This window comes from uncultured Polaribacter sp. (genome assembly GCF_947497125.1).
Classification (GTDB): domain Bacteria; phylum Bacteroidota; class Bacteroidia; order Flavobacteriales; family Flavobacteriaceae; genus Polaribacter.
Window position 1 is genome coordinate 135,469 of sequence record NZ_CANMFI010000003.1, and the last position, 15,805, is coordinate 151,273.

Consider the following 15,805-nt stretch of genomic DNA (forward strand, 5'->3'; position numbering starts at 1 on the left):
AGTGATAGCAACAAAACTAAAAAATAATATATATGAGTAAAATCAGAGAAATTCATAATCAACTAATAAACCAAGAGATTTCTTGTTTAGAGTTGATAAAAAGTAAGTTAGATGTATTAAAATTGAATACACACAACACCGTAAACTCACTATTAGAAACATTTGCTTTAGAAGCTGCTGCAAAAGTAGATGCTAAAATTGCTAAAGGAGAACAAATTGGTTTGTTAGAAGGGATTCCTTTTGGTGTTAAAGATGTATTTATGGTGCAAGGAACCTATACAACAGCAAGCTCAAATTTGTTAAAAAAATACAAGTCGCCATACACCGCAACTGCCATTCAGAAATTATTAGATGCAGGCGCTATTCCGTTAGTAAAAGAAAATGGAGATAGTTTTGGGCATGGTTCATCTTCAGAAAACACCATTTTTGGCGCGGTAAAAAATGCTGTAAATCCAACACTGGTGTCTGGTGGTTCTAGTGGTGGTTCTGCAGTAAATGTTGCCAAAGAGTATACGGTTTTTTCTATTGGTGGAGATACTGGAGGTTCTGTGCGTCAGCCAGCAGGTTACAATCAGGTGTTCGGATTAAAGCCAACTTATGGTAGAATTTCTAGATTCGGATTAATGGCTTACGCATCTTCTACAGACTGTGTGGGGCCAATTGCAACTTCTACAGAAGACATTAGAATTGTTTTAAACGCAATGAGCGGTAAGGATGTAAAAGACCAAACAACGTATGCATCAGAAGAAATTACTGTAGCAAATATTTTAAATACAGAAGGCGTAAAAACCGTTGGGTATTTTAAAAACTTTATTACCAATGAAGCTATAGATGCAAGTGTAAAAGCAGCTTTTTTAGCATCCATAGAAAAAATAAAAGCGAAAGGGATTGCTGTTAAAGAATTAGATTTCTTTGAATCGGATACCTTAGTTTCTACATACTACACATTGGCAATGGCAGAAACTGCCTCTAATTTATCCAGATTAGATGGTACAAATTACGGGAATAGGATAGAAGGTGATAATTTAAAAGACACTTATTCAATTACAAGATCAGAAAATTTTTCTGAAGAAACTAAGCGAAGAATTGTTGGGGGTAACCAAGTTTTATCTCAAGGTTTTTCTGATGAAATTTACTTAAAAGGATTGCAGCTGAGAGATCAGATTTCTAAAAATTTCGAAAAAGATTTCGAACAAGTAGATGTGATTCTATCACCAGTAACACCACAAGCACCTCCAAAAATTGGCGATAGTTTAAAAGATCCGTTGGCAATGTATTTGTCGGATGCTTACACTGTTGGTTTTAGTTTGGGGCAATTGCCAACATTAACAGTGCCACAAGGTACAGAAACTGGCTTGCAAATAACCGCAGCAAAAAATAATGACGAACTTGTTTTGAAGTTTGCTAACTTCTTAAAAGATACGATATAATGGAATTAGAACACTTAGATAAACTGATAGAAAAACACGATTTAGAGTTGGTAATCGGTTTAGAAACCCACGTTCGTTTAAACACAAAAACAAAGTTGTTTTGCTCTTGTGCGAATCAAGAAACAGAGCAGCCAAATACCAATATATGTGCAGTTTGTACAGGTCAAATGGGTGTTTTGCCGTCTGTAAATAAAGAAGCGATTACCAAAGCTATTTATTTTGGAAAAGCGGTAGCATCTACATTTTCAAACGAGGTTATTTCTTGGGATCGTAAACATTACGAGTATCCAGACAACCCAAAAAATATACAAATTACTCAGTTTTTTAACCCTGTAATTCCAGATGGTCAAGTTTCTTGTTTTAGAAACGATGGAAGTCAGTTTACAGTGGCATTAACGCAGGTACATATTGAAGAAGATGCGGCTAAATTAATGCACGAAAAAATGGTTTCTTTGGTAGATTTTAACAAAGCAGGTGTGCCATTGATAGAAATTGTTACCGAGCCTTGTGTGCGTAATATCGAAGATGCATCAACCTATGCGCAATATATTCAACGTATTGTTCAGAACTTAAAAATATCAGAAGCAAATCTTGAAAAAGGTGAATTTAAGTCAGATGTTTCGGTGTCACTTCGTAAAAAAGGAACGACGATTTTAAATCCGAGAACAGAAATTAAAAACTTAAATTCTTTTAAGTTTATGATTGATGCTTTAAAGGAAGAGGTTGAAAAGCAATTAAATTATTTTGTAGAAAATAATGCTTTTAGACCAGACCAAACAACAGTTCTTTGGGATGCAGATTTAAAGCAAACCAAGACAATGCGTAAAAAAGAATTTGAAGCAGATTACCGCTTTATTTCTGAGCCAGATTTGCCATTTGTGAATATAAAAGACGTTGAAGATAGTATTGATGTAGATGTTAGTTCGTTACCATTTGCTGTAGAAGCTATTTTAATTGAAGGTGGCGTTTTACCACAAGATGCTAAGTTTTTTACAGCAGATTCTTTGCGTTCTAAAACTTTTGTAACAATTAACAATAAGGTACATGACGCTTCTTTTGTAGCAAAAACATTAACCAATACTATAACACCAGAAGACTATTCTAAAATTGAAAATATAGACGGTTTAAGTACTGTTTTTTCTTTGTTAAAAGAGGATGCAATAACCGCTGTTTTAGCACAAAATGCAATTCAATTTTTACTAGAAGATTCAGCGTTTGATTACACTACTTACTTTAAAGAAAATACAATTTCTGCAACTCAAATAGAAGCTGCAATTTTAAAAGTAGTTTCAGAAAACGAAGCGATTGCCAACGATATTAAGGCTGGTAACCAAGGGAAAGCTGGTATTTTAGTAGGTAAGGTAATTGCAATTATTGGCAAAGGCGCTTCGGGTAAAGTAATTCGTGAAGGCATCTTAGATGCTTTAAGTAATAAAGTTGTTGAGGAAACTTCAAGTAATAATGAAGAAAGTAGCGTAACAACTAACAACCAAAAACAAAAAACCAACAACCAAATAGAAGAAGAATTACCAAAAGTTCCTATTATTATAAAAGAAGAATACAGAACTCATAAGATTTCTCAAATCTCCGAAGATTCAATTAATGAGGTGGTAACCTTATCGGGTTGGGTTTCTAGTGTTAGAGATCATGGTGAATTAATTTTTATCGACCTAAGAGATTCTAGTTATCAAATATTTCAAGTACGTTTAAGTAGAGAAACGTTTCCTAATATAGAAGATTTGGTAAAGTTAAAGCCAGAGTCGGTAATTATGGTAAGCGGAACAGTAGTAAAAAGAAATGAAGACGATTATAATGCAGGTTTAAAAACAGGTACATTAGAGTTGGAAACTGCCGAACTAGAAATTTTAAACTTGTCTAAAACCTTGCCTTTTGAAATAAAAAGAGCCATGAAAACGAATGAAACAACTCGTTTTCAGTATAAGTTTTTAGACCACAGAAACGATGCGGTTCGCAAGGCAATTGTAAATCGTCATAAGGTAATAAAGCTGCTTAGAGATATTTTAGATGAAGAAGAGTTTTTAGAAATAGAAACCCCAATTTTAACCGCAGGTACAGATGAAGGAGCAAGAGAGTTTATAGTGCCAACACGTAAACAAGCAGGTTCTTTTTATACCTTACCGCAAGCGCCACAACAGTTTAAGCAAATGTTAATGGTGGGTGGTTTTGAGAAGTATTTTCAGATTGCGCGTTGTTTTAGAGACGAAGATTCTAGAGGAGACAGACAGCCAGAATTTACACAATTAGATATTGAAATGGCATACGCAAGTATGCAGCAGATTATAGATTTAAACACAAAGATGTTTAATGAAGTAGTGCAGAAAATTTATGGTAAAAAATGGATTTTACATCCGTTTAAAGTAATTACCTATAAAGAAGCAATGGATTCTTATGGTTGTGATAGACCAGATTTGCGTTATGGATTGAAAATGCAAGACATTACCGAGATTGTGAAAGAAACTACATTTCAAGTGTTTAGCAAACCAATTGAGGAAGGCGGAATTGTTAAATGTATTAAAGTTTCTGCAGCAGAACAAGGGAACTCAAGAATGTCTAAAGGGCAAATTGAAAACTTAACAGCAATTGCTCAGCAAAATGGTTTGGGTGGTTTGGCTTATATTATTGTTAATGAAAACGATTTGCAATCGCCAATTATTAAATTTTTAGGCGAAGAAATTGCGGCAAATATTATAAATGTAACGCAGGCTAAAGTAGGTGATATTGTATTTTTCTCTGCAGCAGATTATGCAACGGCAAACAAAGCCTTAGATGCGGTTCGTCAAGAAATGGGACGTATTTTAAAGTTGATTCATCCAAAGGAATTAAGACCTGCTTGGGTAGTAGATTTTCCGATGTTTGAAAAAACAGAAGAAGGTCGTTGGACGTTTACACACAATCCTTTTTCGATGCCTGCAATTTATGACTTAGAAAAGCACATGAATGGTGAAGGAGAAGAAATAGGAACCATTATTGCCCAACAATACGATTTAATTTTAAACGGTTATGAAATTGGTGGAGGTTCTGTACGTGCACACAAATCAGAGATTTTAGAAGCTACTTACAAAAATATGGGATATACAAAAGAAGAAATGCTAAAGAGCGTGGGAACTATGTATAAGGCTTTTCAGTATGGTGCACCACCACACGGAGGTATTGCTTGGGGTATAGATCGATTGATGATGATTTTAGAAAAGAAAGCGTCTATTAGAGAAGTAATGGCGTTTCCGAAAACAGGATCTTCAGAAGATTTATTGTTTCATGCACCGTCTATTTTTTCAGATAAAAAAGTAGAAGAGATGAATGTAAAAATTATGAGAAAATAGTTTATATTTGTTAAAAACCTTATTAATATGGATTTAGCAACAAGAAAAAATATATTTAAGGAGCGTTTTGATCAAATAAAAGATATCGATTTGGTTAGTCGTTTTGAGGATTTTCTAGAAATACAATTGTCAAATAAGAAAATAGTTGCGTTTACAGTTCAAGGAGATCCTTTAACTGAAGAAATGTATGTTAAAAAGGTAGAAAATACACTAAAATCTGTAAAAGAAGGAAAAGCTTTGGCGGTTGAAGATTTAGAAAGAGAATCGGAAAGCTGGTAAAATGTCAAAATCAATAAATGTTGTTTGGTCTCTTGAAGCAACAGCAGATTTAAAATATATTTTTGACAGAATTCTAGATAAAACTAAATCGAAGACCAACGCTAGAAATGTTAAAAATGATATTTTAAACGCAAGTAAAAATATAGAGTTTGTCTCTCAATATCAAGTTGATGAATATTTAGGGAAACCATTTAGAAGAATTGTAGTTAGGCATTTTAGGTTGGTGTATTTTGTTGAAAATAAATCGTCAATAATAATTTTACAAGTATTTGATTCTTTTAGAAATCCAACTGAAATTAGAAGATAAAATAAAATCATTTTAAAGGTTGCTCAATTTAAAAATCTACCTTATTTTTGTATCACAATGAAAAATACACAAAATACATTTTGGTGGTGGAACTCTCTTAACAAATAAGTGAGCATAAAACCTGTATGTATATAATATATTAAAAAAGGCTTATCTCACGATAAGCCTTTTTATTTTAAAAAAAAATACTGAAAGAAGTTCAGCATAAAAAATGAAGAAAATAAAATTCAAAACCATCCATAAAACAAAAATAGCCGACACTATAACACCTGTTGGGTTGTATTTGCGTTTTAGAGATAAGTTCGCAAATACCTTGTTGTTAGAAAGTTCAGACTATCATAGTAAAGAAGAAAGTTTTTCTTTTATTGCCATTGAACCAGTTGTTTCTATGAAGGTAGATAATTATCAATTTTCTGTTTCACATAAAGGTGCAGAAATAGATAGCCAACCCATCGCTAAAAACTTTTACAGTCTTTTTGATGCTTTTTCGAATGCAATAGAAATTGATTGTCCTGCAGAATTAAAATCTTTTAATGGGTTGTATGGCTATACAACTTATGATTCTGTTCAGTATTTCGAAAACATTCAATTTAAAAATAAAAAAGCACCTTCTGCGATACCAGAAATGCAATATAGTTTTTACAGGTTTATCATTGCCATCAATCATTTTAATGACGAAATGACTTTGATAGAGAATGTAGAGGAAGGCTCTGAATCTCGCATTCAAGAAGTACAAACAATTATAGAAGCACAATCTTTTAATACTCAAAAATTTGAGCTTGTAGGCGAAGAAACTTCTAATGTTACCGGAGATGAGTTTATAGAGTATGTAAAAAAAGCAAAATCACATTGCAAAAGAGGCGATGTTTTTCAGTTGGTATTGTCTCGTCAGTTTCAACAAAAATTTAAAGGAGACGAGTTTAATGTCTATCGTGCATTGCGTTCTATAAATCCGTCACCTTACTTGTTTTATTTTGATTATGGTGGTTTTAAATTAATGGGATCATCGCCAGAGGCACAGATAAAAATTTCTGAAGGAAAAGCAACCATCAATCCAATTGCAGGTACGTTTAGAAGAACTGGCGATATGGCCGAAGATATAAAGTTGGGTAAAAAATTATCCGAAGATAAAAAAGAAACTGCAGAGCATGTAATGTTGGTAGATTTGGCTAGAAACGATTTAAGCAAACATGCCAATAATGTTTCGGTAGATGTTTTTAAAGAAGTGCAGTATTTTAGTCATGTTATTCATTTAGTGTCTACAGTAAGAGGTCAAATAAAAGGAAATCCTATAGAAATTGTAGGTGATACTTTTCCGGCTGGTACTTTAAGTGGCGCGCCAAAATACAAGGCAATGGAGTTGATAGATACCTATGAGAATCAAACTCGTGGTTTTTACGGTGGTGCCGTGGGTATTATTGGTTTAGACGGCTCGGTTAATTTGGCCATTGCCATTCGTTCTTTTGTTAGTAAAAACAATGTTTTGTACTCGCAAGCAGGCGCAGGAATTGTAATACATAGTGATGAAAAGAAGGAGTTACAAGAAGTAAATAATAAGTTAGCAGCCCTAAAAAAGGCGCTTGTTTTAGCAGAAAATATATAAATTATTAAAAGATTGAAGATTTAAAAATTCAAAAATTTTTAAATTATTTAATCATTCAATTTTTCGATAAATATGAAAATATTAATATTAGATAATTACGATTCGTTTACCTATAACTTAGTTCATATGGTAGAAAAAATTACAGGAAACTTTCCTGCAGTTTTTAGAAACGATGAAATAAGCATTCAAGATGTTGGCAATTACGATATAATAATGTTGTCTCCAGGACCCGGAATTCCTGATGAAGCAGGTATTTTAAAGGAAGTAATTAAAACATATGCTGGTGTAAAACCAATATTTGGTGTTTGTTTAGGATTGCAAGCAATTACAGAAGTTTTTGGTGGAACAATTATTAATTTAGACGCAGTTTTTCATGGTGTTGCAACAGAAATGAAAGTAACAGATGCAACTGCAACTATTTTTAAAGAAGTACCCGCAACATTTTTAGCGGCACGTTATCATTCTTGGGCAGCAACAGATGTAGGTTTTCCAGAAGTATTACAAGTAACCGCAAGAGATGAAGACGGTTTGATACAGGCAATTGAGCATAAAGTGTTCCCAATTTCTGCAGTTCAGTTTCATCCAGAATCTATTTTAACAGAGGTAGGCGAGCAGTTGGTAACAAATTTTATAAATAGTGTTAAAAAGTAATCAAGTTAAAAGTTTATAAAGTTCTGAGTGAGAAATACTTTTCAACTTTATTACTTTCAAACTTTTAGATCTCAATTTAAATGAAAGACATTTTAAATAAACTATATAACCACGAAAGATTGTCTACGTCTGAAGCAACTAAAATCTTAAAAGATATTGCTGCAGAAAAATATAACGATGCCCATTTAGCGTCTTTTATGACCGTATTTATGATGCGCCCAATTACTGCAGACGAACTTGCTGGTTTTAGAAATGCCTTAAATGAATTGGCAATAAAAGTAGACTTGTCTGATTATAATACTATTGATATTGTTGGTACCGGAGGCGATGGAAAAGATACTTTTAACATTTCAACCTTAACCTCTTTTATTGTTGCAGGAACAGGTCAGAAAGTGGCAAAACATGGCAATTATTCAGTCTCGTCTCAATCTGGTTCTTCTGATATGTTGGCAAGTTTTGGGTATGAGTTTACCAATGATGAAACTATTTTACGCACACATTTAGAGCAAGCAAACATTTGTTTTTTACATGCGCCTAAATTTCATCCAGCTATGAAAGCCGTTGGGTCAACCAGAAAAGCCTTGGCACTAAAAACATTTTTTAATATGTTGGGGCCTTTGGTAAATCCGAGTTCTCCTAAAAATCATATGCTAGGAACTTTTAATTTAGAAGTAGCTCGTTTGTACAATTATATTTTACAAGAAGAAGAGAATATCAATTACGGAATTATTCACGCTTTAGATGGGTATGACGAGATTTCGTTGACAAGTGAATTTAAGTTTTTCACTAAAAATGGAGAACAACTTATTAAGCCAGAAGATTTAGGGCAGAAGAGAATAGCACAGTCAGCAATTTTTGGAGGAAGTTCTGTTGCAGATGCTGCTAAAATTTTTAAATCTATTTTAGAAGGAAACGGAACAGATGCACAAAACAATGTGGTATTAACCAATGCTGCTTTTGCGCTAACAATTGTAGATGAAGATAAAAGTTTTGATACTGCTTTTTTAGAAGCAAAAGATTCGCTTTTTGGACTAAAAGCAAAACAAGCGTTGGAGAAATTGGTGAATTTATAAACACAGACCTCACAGGTTTTTAAAACCTGTGAGGTCTTAATTATGGATAATAATGACAAAAAAGAAAAAGAATATCATACTTATAATACCTGCTTTTCTGTTAATGGGAATAGCGATAGGAATTGAAACAAAAACACCAATTAAGCAAGCTGTTATTGGTTTGATTGTTGGAGTTGTAGTTTACTTTTTCTTAAAGTATAGAAATAAAAAGATAAATAATTAAGAATTACGAATTGTAAATTATGACTTATGAAAAAGGATAATATAATTCAGATCAAAAGCTATAATTTTGCAGTTCGAGTAGTTAAACTATACAAACACTTATCGCAAGAAAAGAAAGAGTTTGTGTTAAGTAAACAATTATTGCGTTCAGGAACATCTGTTGGCGCAAATATTGAAGAAGCAATTGGCGGTCAAAGTAGAAAAGATTTTTATGCGAAATTGACAATTTCCTATAAAGAAGCAAGAGAATCTCATTATTGGATTCGCTTATTAAAAGATACTGATTTTTTGACTGAAGAAGAATCAAGATCATTATTGACAGATATTGAAGAAATTTTAAAAATTATTGGAAGTATTCAAAAAACAATCAGAAACACCAATTCGTAATTCTTAATTAAGAATTTATAATTAATTATATGACAATTTTAGATAAAATAATCGCATTTAAAAAGAAGGAAATCGCAAAGATAAAAGCAGAAGTTCCTGTTCAGAATTTAGTAAAAAGTCCTAGTTTTGGACGTGCAACTTTTTCATTGAAAAAATCCTTATTAGAAGTCGGTTCTACAGGGATTATTGCCGAATTCAAACGCCAATCTCCATCCAAAGGGGTCATTAATGATACTGCAACAATTGCAGAGGTAACCAATGGTTATTTAGATGCCAATGTTGCTGCGCAATCTATATTAACAGACACTTCTTTTTTTGGTGGTACTATGGCAGATTTAATGGAGGCGAGAGTCATCAATCAGCAAAAACCAATCTTGAGAAAAGATTTTATTGTAGACGGATTTCAAATTGTAGAAGCAAAGGCTATTGGTGCAGACGCCATTTTATTAATTGCTTCTTGCTTAACTGCTACCGAATTAAAAAACTACGGAAACTTAGCAACAGATTTAGGGTTAGAGGTTTTATATGAAGTACATACTCAAGAAGAGTTGGATAAGATTAACGACTTAGACAATAAAATTATCGGTATTAACAATCGAAATTTAAAGACGTTTGAAGTAGATCTTGAGCACTCTATTAAACTAGCAAATCAGATACCTGATACTTGTGTTAAGGTTTCTGAAAGTGGTATTTCTGATCCAAAAATAATTACAGGATTAAAAGAATTTGGATTTCAAGGGTTTTTAATCGGAGAAAACTTTATGAAAACAGAAAATCCAGGTCAAGCTTGTATCGATTTTATTCATCAAATAAGATAAAAAAAAGTGTAACAGTGTGATTGTTGAATTGTGTAAAAGTCAGTGAAACAGTTAAAAAGTTAAACAAATAAACGATTAAACCATTTCTAGTATGAAGCTGAAAGTTTGCGGAATGAAAAACGTTGAAAATATTGAGCAAGTTGCGGGTTTAGCACCTGATTATTTGGGCTTTATTTTTTATGAAAAATCAAAAAGAAATTTTGAAGGAATTATTCCCGATTTACCAGCATCGATTAAAAAGACTGGTGTTTTTGTAAACGAACATCCAGAGATTGTTATTTCTTTAGTTGAAGAATATAGGTTAGAAGCACTTCAACTACACGGAGATGAATCTGTAGAATATATAGTTGCTTTAAAAAAGCAATTGGCAGAAAATAGAGCTTTGTGTATAGCGGAAAACAAGACGATTAAAAAGAAGAAAAATCAGCATTACATTGCTAAAAATAATATTGAGATCATTAAAGTTTTTGGTATTAAAGATGTTTTTAATTTTGATGTTTTAAAACCGTATTTAGAAGTGGTAGATTTTTTTCTTTTTGATACCAAAGGAAAAGGAAGAGGAGGGAACGGAACTAAGTTTGATTGGTCTGTTTTAGAACAATATCCGTATGAAAAACCGTTCTTTTTAAGTGGCGGAATTGGATTGGCTGATTTAGAACAATTAAAAATAGTACTAAAGACTCATTTGCCAATTTATGGTATAGATGTAAATAGTAAATTTGAAAGTGAACCAGGAATTAAAAAAGTAGCAGAGTTAGAGCGCTTTAAAAATGAAATTTTTCTGTAATTGTGCAACTGTTGAGCTGTAAATAACAACCAACAATTTCATGATGAAACGATAGAACAACGACACAACAAAAAAATATGAAATCAAAATTTCACCCAGACAAAAATGGTTATTTCGGACAATTTGGTGGTGCTTTTATACCCGAATTACTGTATCCGAATGTTAAAGAATTGGCAGATAACTATATTCAAATTATAGAATCTGAAGAATTTCAAACAGAATATAAATCCTTATTAAAAGATTATGTTGGTCGGCCAACACCTTTGTATTTAGCTAAAAGTTTATCAGAAAAATATGGGGCACATATTTATTTAAAAAGAGAAGATTTGTGTCATACAGGTGCACATAAAGTTAATAATACCATCGGTCAGATTTTAATCGCTAAAAAACTAGGGAAAACAAAAATTATAGCAGAAACGGGTGCAGGTCAACATGGTGTTGCAACAGCTACCGTTTGTGCATTAATGGGTATAGAGTGTACTGTTTTTATGGGCGAAAAAGACATTGTGCGTCAAGCACCAAATGTTGCCAGAATGAAAATGTTAGGCGCAAAAATAGTGGCAGCAACTTCTGGTTCTAAAACCTTAAAAGATGCTACTAATGAAGCGATACGATATTGGATTCAGCACCCAGACACTTTTTATTTAATTGGTTCTGTGGTTGGGCCAGCTCCACATCCAGATATGGTAGCAAGGCTACAAGCCATTATTTCTGAAGAGATGAAATGGCAGCTGAAAGAAAAAACTGGGAAAGAAAATCCGGATACAATTATTGCTTGTGTTGGCGGTGGTTCTAATGCTGCAGGTGCCTTTTATCATTATTTAGAAGACGAATCCGTAGAATTAATTGCTGTTGAAGCAGCTGGTTTAGGGGTTAATTCAGGAGAAAGCGCAGCAACGTCTCAACTAGGAGAAGTGGGTATTATTCATGGTTCTAAAACCATTTTAATGCAAGATGAATACGGTCAAATTGTTGAACCTTATTCCATTTCTGCAGGTTTAGATTACCCAGGAGTTGGACCTTTACATGCTTTTTTATATGAAAGTGGACGAGCAACGTTTATGAATGCAACAGATAAAGAAGCATTAGACGCAGCTTATGAGTTGACTAAAATAGAAGGGATTATTCCGGCTTTAGAAACGGCACATGCTTTGGCTGTTTTATCTAAGATAAAATTTAGAGAAAATCAAGTAGTTGTTGTAAATTTGTCGGGTAGAGGAGATAAGGATTTAGAAACGTATATTACACATTTAGAAGATGATGAGAAAAGAGATTAAAGAAATTATAGAAGAGTTATTGCCTTTAAGAGAACAACTAAAAAATCATGCTTTATATCAAAAATTAACATCTACAAATGATATAAAGTTATTTATGGAATTGCATGTGTATGCTGTGTGGGATTTTATGTCTTTACTAAAAGCATTACAAGTAAATTTAACTTGTGTTTCTTTGCCCTGGGTACCTGTAAAAAATGCAAAGTTAGCTCGTTTTATAAATGAAATTACTGTAGCAGAAGAAAGTGATATTGATAACAATGGCGATGTAAAAAGCCATTTTGAAATGTACTTAAGCGCAATGTTAGAAATGAATTGTGATACTTTAATGATAGAAAATTTCATTAAAAATATTGCAAATGGAAGTGCATTAGAAACCGAGTTAGAGTTGTTGTCTATCTCAGAAGAGGTAAAAGATTTTTTACGTTTTACCTTTGATATAATTGCTACTAACGAAGCGCATAAAATAGCTGCGGCTTTTACTTTTGGAAGAGAAGACGTAATACCAGATATGTTTATCAAAATTGTTGATGAAACATCAAACAATACAAACAAAAAATTTGATAATTTTATTTATTATTTAAATAGGCATATTGAATTAGATGGAGACGAACACGGACCATTATCATTAGAAATGATTGCCGAATTGTGTAAAGATGATTCTAGTAAATGGGTAGATGTCTTAACCGTTGCAAAAAAAGCATTAGAAGTTAGAATTCAATTATGGAACGCTATTGAACAACAAATAGTAGTACATCAATTACAAGAAGCATAATCTATGAATTCAGTTTTAGAATTATTTAAGAAGAAAGAACAGCAATTATTATCTATATATTTTACGTGTGGATATCCTAAATTAGATGATACTACGAAAGTTATTTCTGCATTAGAAAATAATGGGGTAGATTTTATAGAAGTCGGCTTGCCGTATTCAGATCCATTAGCAGACGGTCCCACAATTCAAGAAAGTAGCCAGAAAGCATTAGAAAACGGTATTAACTTAGACATTGTTTTCGATCAATTAATGACCATTAAAGAAACCAATAAAACACCTTTGGTTTTAATGGGGTATTTAAATCAAATGCTAAAATATGGTGAAGATAAATTTTGTAAAAAAGTAGTTGAATGTGGTATTGATACACTTATTTTGCCAGATTTACCTATGGTAGAGTTCGAAAATCATTACAAACAATTATTTGATAAATATGGTCTTACCAATGTGTTTTTAATTACACCAAACACAGAAGAAGAACGAATTAGAAAGATAGATTTATATACAGAATCTTTTATTTATGTAGTTGCTTCTTCTTCTATTACTGGAGCAAAAGGTGAAATATCATCTGCACAATTGGCCTATTTTGAGCGAATAAAAAATATGAATCTAAAAAGTAAATTAATAATTGGGTTCGGTATTTCTGATAAAGAGACTTTTAATACTGCATGTACTTATGCAAATGGAGCAATCATTGGATCTGCTTTTATAAAAGATATAGGGAAAAATGGCATCGCCAAAATAGCTGAATTTATAAAGCCAATACGCTCTTAAAGCTCTTCAATAAAAAAGGCAAAACTTTATAGGTTTTGCCTTTTTTATTAGTTTACATCAATTAGTTTACATCAATTAGTTTGATATCAAAGATTAATGCAGCTCCACCAGGTATAGATCCTCTACCATTTATCCCGTAGCCTAACTGGTATGGGATTAGTAAAATACCTTCGCCACCCTTTTTAAAATACGTGATACCCTCTGTCCAGCCAGCAATCACTTGGTTTAATCCAAAAGAGATACCGTTTGCGTTACTTTGGTCAAAAGTATTGCCATCTAAAAAGTACCCTTTATAGGCCACAGTTACATTAGAGGTACTTGTAGGTCTTTCACCTGTGCCTTGTTGGTTAATTACGTAGTATAGGCCAGAACTAGTTTTTGTAGCGTCTAAGTTATTTTCTTCAATATAGTTTAAGATGTCTACATCTGTTTGAGGCTCAAAGTTTGCATCACTTTTAACACAAGAAGAAAATAATAAAATAGATAAAAGTAAATAGAAATATGGTTTCATTGTTGGGTTTTTTATTTTCAGCGAATATAAAATAAATAGCTTCTATTTTGCAGGTTTATATAAAAAATAACTCCTTTTATGTTCTATTATATAGTATAGAAGTAGTTTGAATAAAGTATTTTAGTTATGGCTTAATTACAGTATTGGTGTATAAATATTTGTCCATTAAATAGACAATACTTGCCATAGAAGCACTTCCTAATTCTAGTTCTCTTTTATTTACTTTATCAAAAGTATCTATACTTGTGTGGTGATAATCAAAATAGCGTTGAGAGTCTGGCCTGTAACCAACTAAAGTTACTTGTTCTGCTTTTAAAGGGCTTATATCTGCACCAGATCCACCTTTATCTATATCGTGTAAACCATAAGGAGCTAATAGTTTTTTCCAACTCTTTAAAAGTTTTGTGTTTGCTGTATTTGCATCAATAGAGAAGCCTCTGGGTGTATGCCCGCCAGCATCTGACTCTAAGCCACCAATATGATTTTCGTTGTTTATTTTTGCTAATTCAGCATATTTTTTTGCACCTCTTGTTCCGTTTTCTTCATTCATAAAAAAGACAATTCTAATTGTGTTTTTTGGTTTGATGTTATTCTTCTTAAATAAATACGCCACTTCTAAAGATTGTACAATTCCGGCACCATCATCATGTGCGCCTTCACCCAAATCCCAAGAATCTAAATGACCACCAACAACAAAAATATTTTCAGGTGTTTCTGTACCTTTAATTTCGCCAACTACATTATAAGAGGGTGCGTCTGGCAATGTTTTGCAGTTCTGTTTGAAAAAGAATTTTAAATTAGGGTTTTCTTTCAAATCGTTGCTTAAAATATTTGCAGCTCTGCTACTAATTGCAGCACCAGGAATTTGTTGTTCCAAAGGAAGGTTTCCGTAAGACATTGTTCCGGTATGAGGGTAATCGTCTATAGAATTTGTCATAGAGCGTACAATTACACCTTTTGCGCCAAAAGGAGCACAAACAGCTGCGCCTTGTACTCTTTGGTCTACACAGCCACCATAGGCTTTAAAAGTATTTATTAAAGCATCATCAAAAGGTCTGTTGAAAAATACAATTTTACCTTTTAATTTAGTTCCTAAAGCTTTTGCTTCTTCGATACTTTTTACTTCAATTACAGGAGCAGTTATACCGGTGTTTGGCGTTGCAACAGAAAATCCTAGTGCACAAATTGGTACATTTTTTTTGACACCATTTATCGTGTAATTTGCAATTTCTTTTTGACCTCTAACCCAATGGGGAACCATCACTGGTTGCAACCAAACTGAATCTAGACCAACTTCGTTCATTAAATTTTTTCCCCAAACAACTGCCTTTGCAGCTTCTGGAGAGCCAGATAATCTACCGCCAATATTTTGAGTTAAATCTCTAAGCCATTCGTAAGATTTGCCAGTTGTTAGTGCTGTGTTAAAGAAAGTTTTAATATTAGCAGAATCAATTTTTTCTTCTAAGGGTTGTGTTGTTTTATTTATCGCTTTTTCTTGTTTTAAATTACAAGAGTATCCTACAATTATAAGAGAAAGTAATATGAGTTGCTTGTACATAAATGCTGATGTTTTTTG

The 15,805-nt window shown here is 32.7% G+C and carries 16 protein-coding genes; 14 read left to right on the plus strand and 2 right to left on the minus strand.

Annotated features, from left to right (window positions below; translation table 11 throughout):
- Positions 1–32: 32 nt before the first annotated feature.
- From Q0678_RS05930 to trpA, 14 genes are all read left to right on the plus strand, one after another.
- Complete coding sequence (locus Q0678_RS05930; protein ID WP_299055288.1) at positions 33–1,430, plus strand: amidase family protein; 1,398 nt, start codon at positions 33–35, stop codon at positions 1,428–1,430.
- Positions 1,430–4,771 (plus strand): bifunctional amidotransferase subunit GatB/aspartate--tRNA ligase AspS, encoded by a 3,342-nt coding sequence (gene gatB/aspS / locus Q0678_RS05935; RefSeq protein WP_299055291.1) that lies wholly within the window; start codon positions 1,430–1,432, stop codon positions 4,769–4,771. Before Q0678_RS05930 ends, gatB/aspS begins: the two co-directional genes overlap by 1 nt.
- A 27-nt stretch (positions 4,772–4,798) precedes the next feature.
- The gene (locus Q0678_RS05940) at positions 4,799–5,050 is read left to right on the plus strand and encodes a hypothetical protein (protein WP_299055294.1); all 252 of its coding nucleotides are present in this window, start codon (positions 4,799–4,801) and stop codon (positions 5,048–5,050) included.
- A 1-nt stretch (position 5,051) separates the two neighbouring features.
- The gene (locus Q0678_RS05945; RefSeq protein WP_299055297.1) at positions 5,052–5,357 is read left to right on the plus strand and encodes a type II toxin-antitoxin system RelE/ParE family toxin; all 306 of its coding nucleotides are present in this window, start codon (positions 5,052–5,054) and stop codon (positions 5,355–5,357) included.
- A 211-nt stretch (positions 5,358–5,568) separates the two neighbouring features.
- Positions 5,569–6,960: an anthranilate synthase component I family protein gene (locus Q0678_RS05950; protein ID WP_299055301.1), complete on the plus strand. Its 1,392-nt coding sequence runs from the start codon at positions 5,569–5,571 to the stop codon at positions 6,958–6,960.
- 72 nt (positions 6,961–7,032) lie between these two features.
- Positions 7,033–7,611 (plus strand): aminodeoxychorismate/anthranilate synthase component II, encoded by a 579-nt coding sequence (locus Q0678_RS05955; RefSeq protein ID WP_299055304.1) that lies wholly within the window; start codon positions 7,033–7,035, stop codon positions 7,609–7,611.
- An 80-nt stretch (positions 7,612–7,691) separates the two neighbouring features.
- A complete protein-coding gene (gene trpD, locus Q0678_RS05960) occupies positions 7,692–8,684 on the plus strand; it encodes an anthranilate phosphoribosyltransferase (protein ID WP_299055307.1) in 993 nt (330 codons plus the stop codon).
- A 52-nt stretch (positions 8,685–8,736) separates the two neighbouring features.
- Positions 8,737–8,907, plus strand: a complete 171-nt coding sequence (locus tag Q0678_RS05965) for a hypothetical protein (RefSeq protein ID WP_299055310.1) — start codon at positions 8,737–8,739, stop codon at positions 8,905–8,907.
- Between the two features lie 26 nt (positions 8,908–8,933).
- Positions 8,934–9,293: a four helix bundle protein gene (locus Q0678_RS05970; protein WP_299055313.1), complete on the plus strand. Its 360-nt coding sequence runs from the start codon at positions 8,934–8,936 to the stop codon at positions 9,291–9,293.
- A gap of 29 nt (positions 9,294–9,322) precedes the next feature.
- Positions 9,323–10,111 (plus strand): indole-3-glycerol phosphate synthase TrpC, encoded by a 789-nt coding sequence (trpC, locus tag Q0678_RS05975; RefSeq protein ID WP_299055315.1) that lies wholly within the window; start codon positions 9,323–9,325, stop codon positions 10,109–10,111.
- Between the two features lie 91 nt (positions 10,112–10,202).
- On the plus strand, positions 10,203–10,898 hold the full coding sequence (locus Q0678_RS05980) for a phosphoribosylanthranilate isomerase (RefSeq protein WP_299055317.1): 696 nt from the start codon (positions 10,203–10,205) through the stop codon (positions 10,896–10,898).
- 77 nt (positions 10,899–10,975) lie between these two features.
- A complete protein-coding gene (trpB, locus tag Q0678_RS05985) occupies positions 10,976–12,175 on the plus strand; it encodes a tryptophan synthase subunit beta (protein WP_299055319.1) in 1,200 nt (399 codons plus the stop codon).
- Positions 12,156–12,947 (plus strand): DUF3050 domain-containing protein, encoded by a 792-nt coding sequence (locus Q0678_RS05990; RefSeq protein WP_367181496.1) that lies wholly within the window; start codon positions 12,156–12,158, stop codon positions 12,945–12,947. Before trpB ends, Q0678_RS05990 begins: the two co-directional genes overlap by 20 nt.
- A gap of 3 nt (positions 12,948–12,950) precedes the next feature.
- The gene (trpA, locus tag Q0678_RS05995) at positions 12,951–13,718 is read left to right on the plus strand and encodes a tryptophan synthase subunit alpha (RefSeq protein WP_299055322.1); all 768 of its coding nucleotides are present in this window, start codon (positions 12,951–12,953) and stop codon (positions 13,716–13,718) included.
- Between the two features lie 61 nt (positions 13,719–13,779).
- Here trpA and Q0678_RS06000 read toward each other — a convergent pair whose 3' ends face one another.
- Positions 13,780–14,229 carry an FKBP-type peptidyl-prolyl cis-trans isomerase gene (locus Q0678_RS06000; RefSeq protein WP_299055324.1) on the minus strand — a complete coding sequence of 150 codons (450 nt, stop codon included), beginning with the start codon at positions 14,227–14,229 and terminating at the stop codon, positions 13,780–13,782.
- Positions 14,230–14,353: 124 nt separating this feature from the next.
- Positions 14,354–15,787, minus strand: coding sequence for a M20/M25/M40 family metallo-hydrolase (locus Q0678_RS06005; RefSeq protein WP_299055327.1), 1,434 nt, complete (start codon positions 15,785–15,787; stop codon positions 14,354–14,356).
- Positions 15,788–15,805 lie beyond the last annotated feature (18 nt).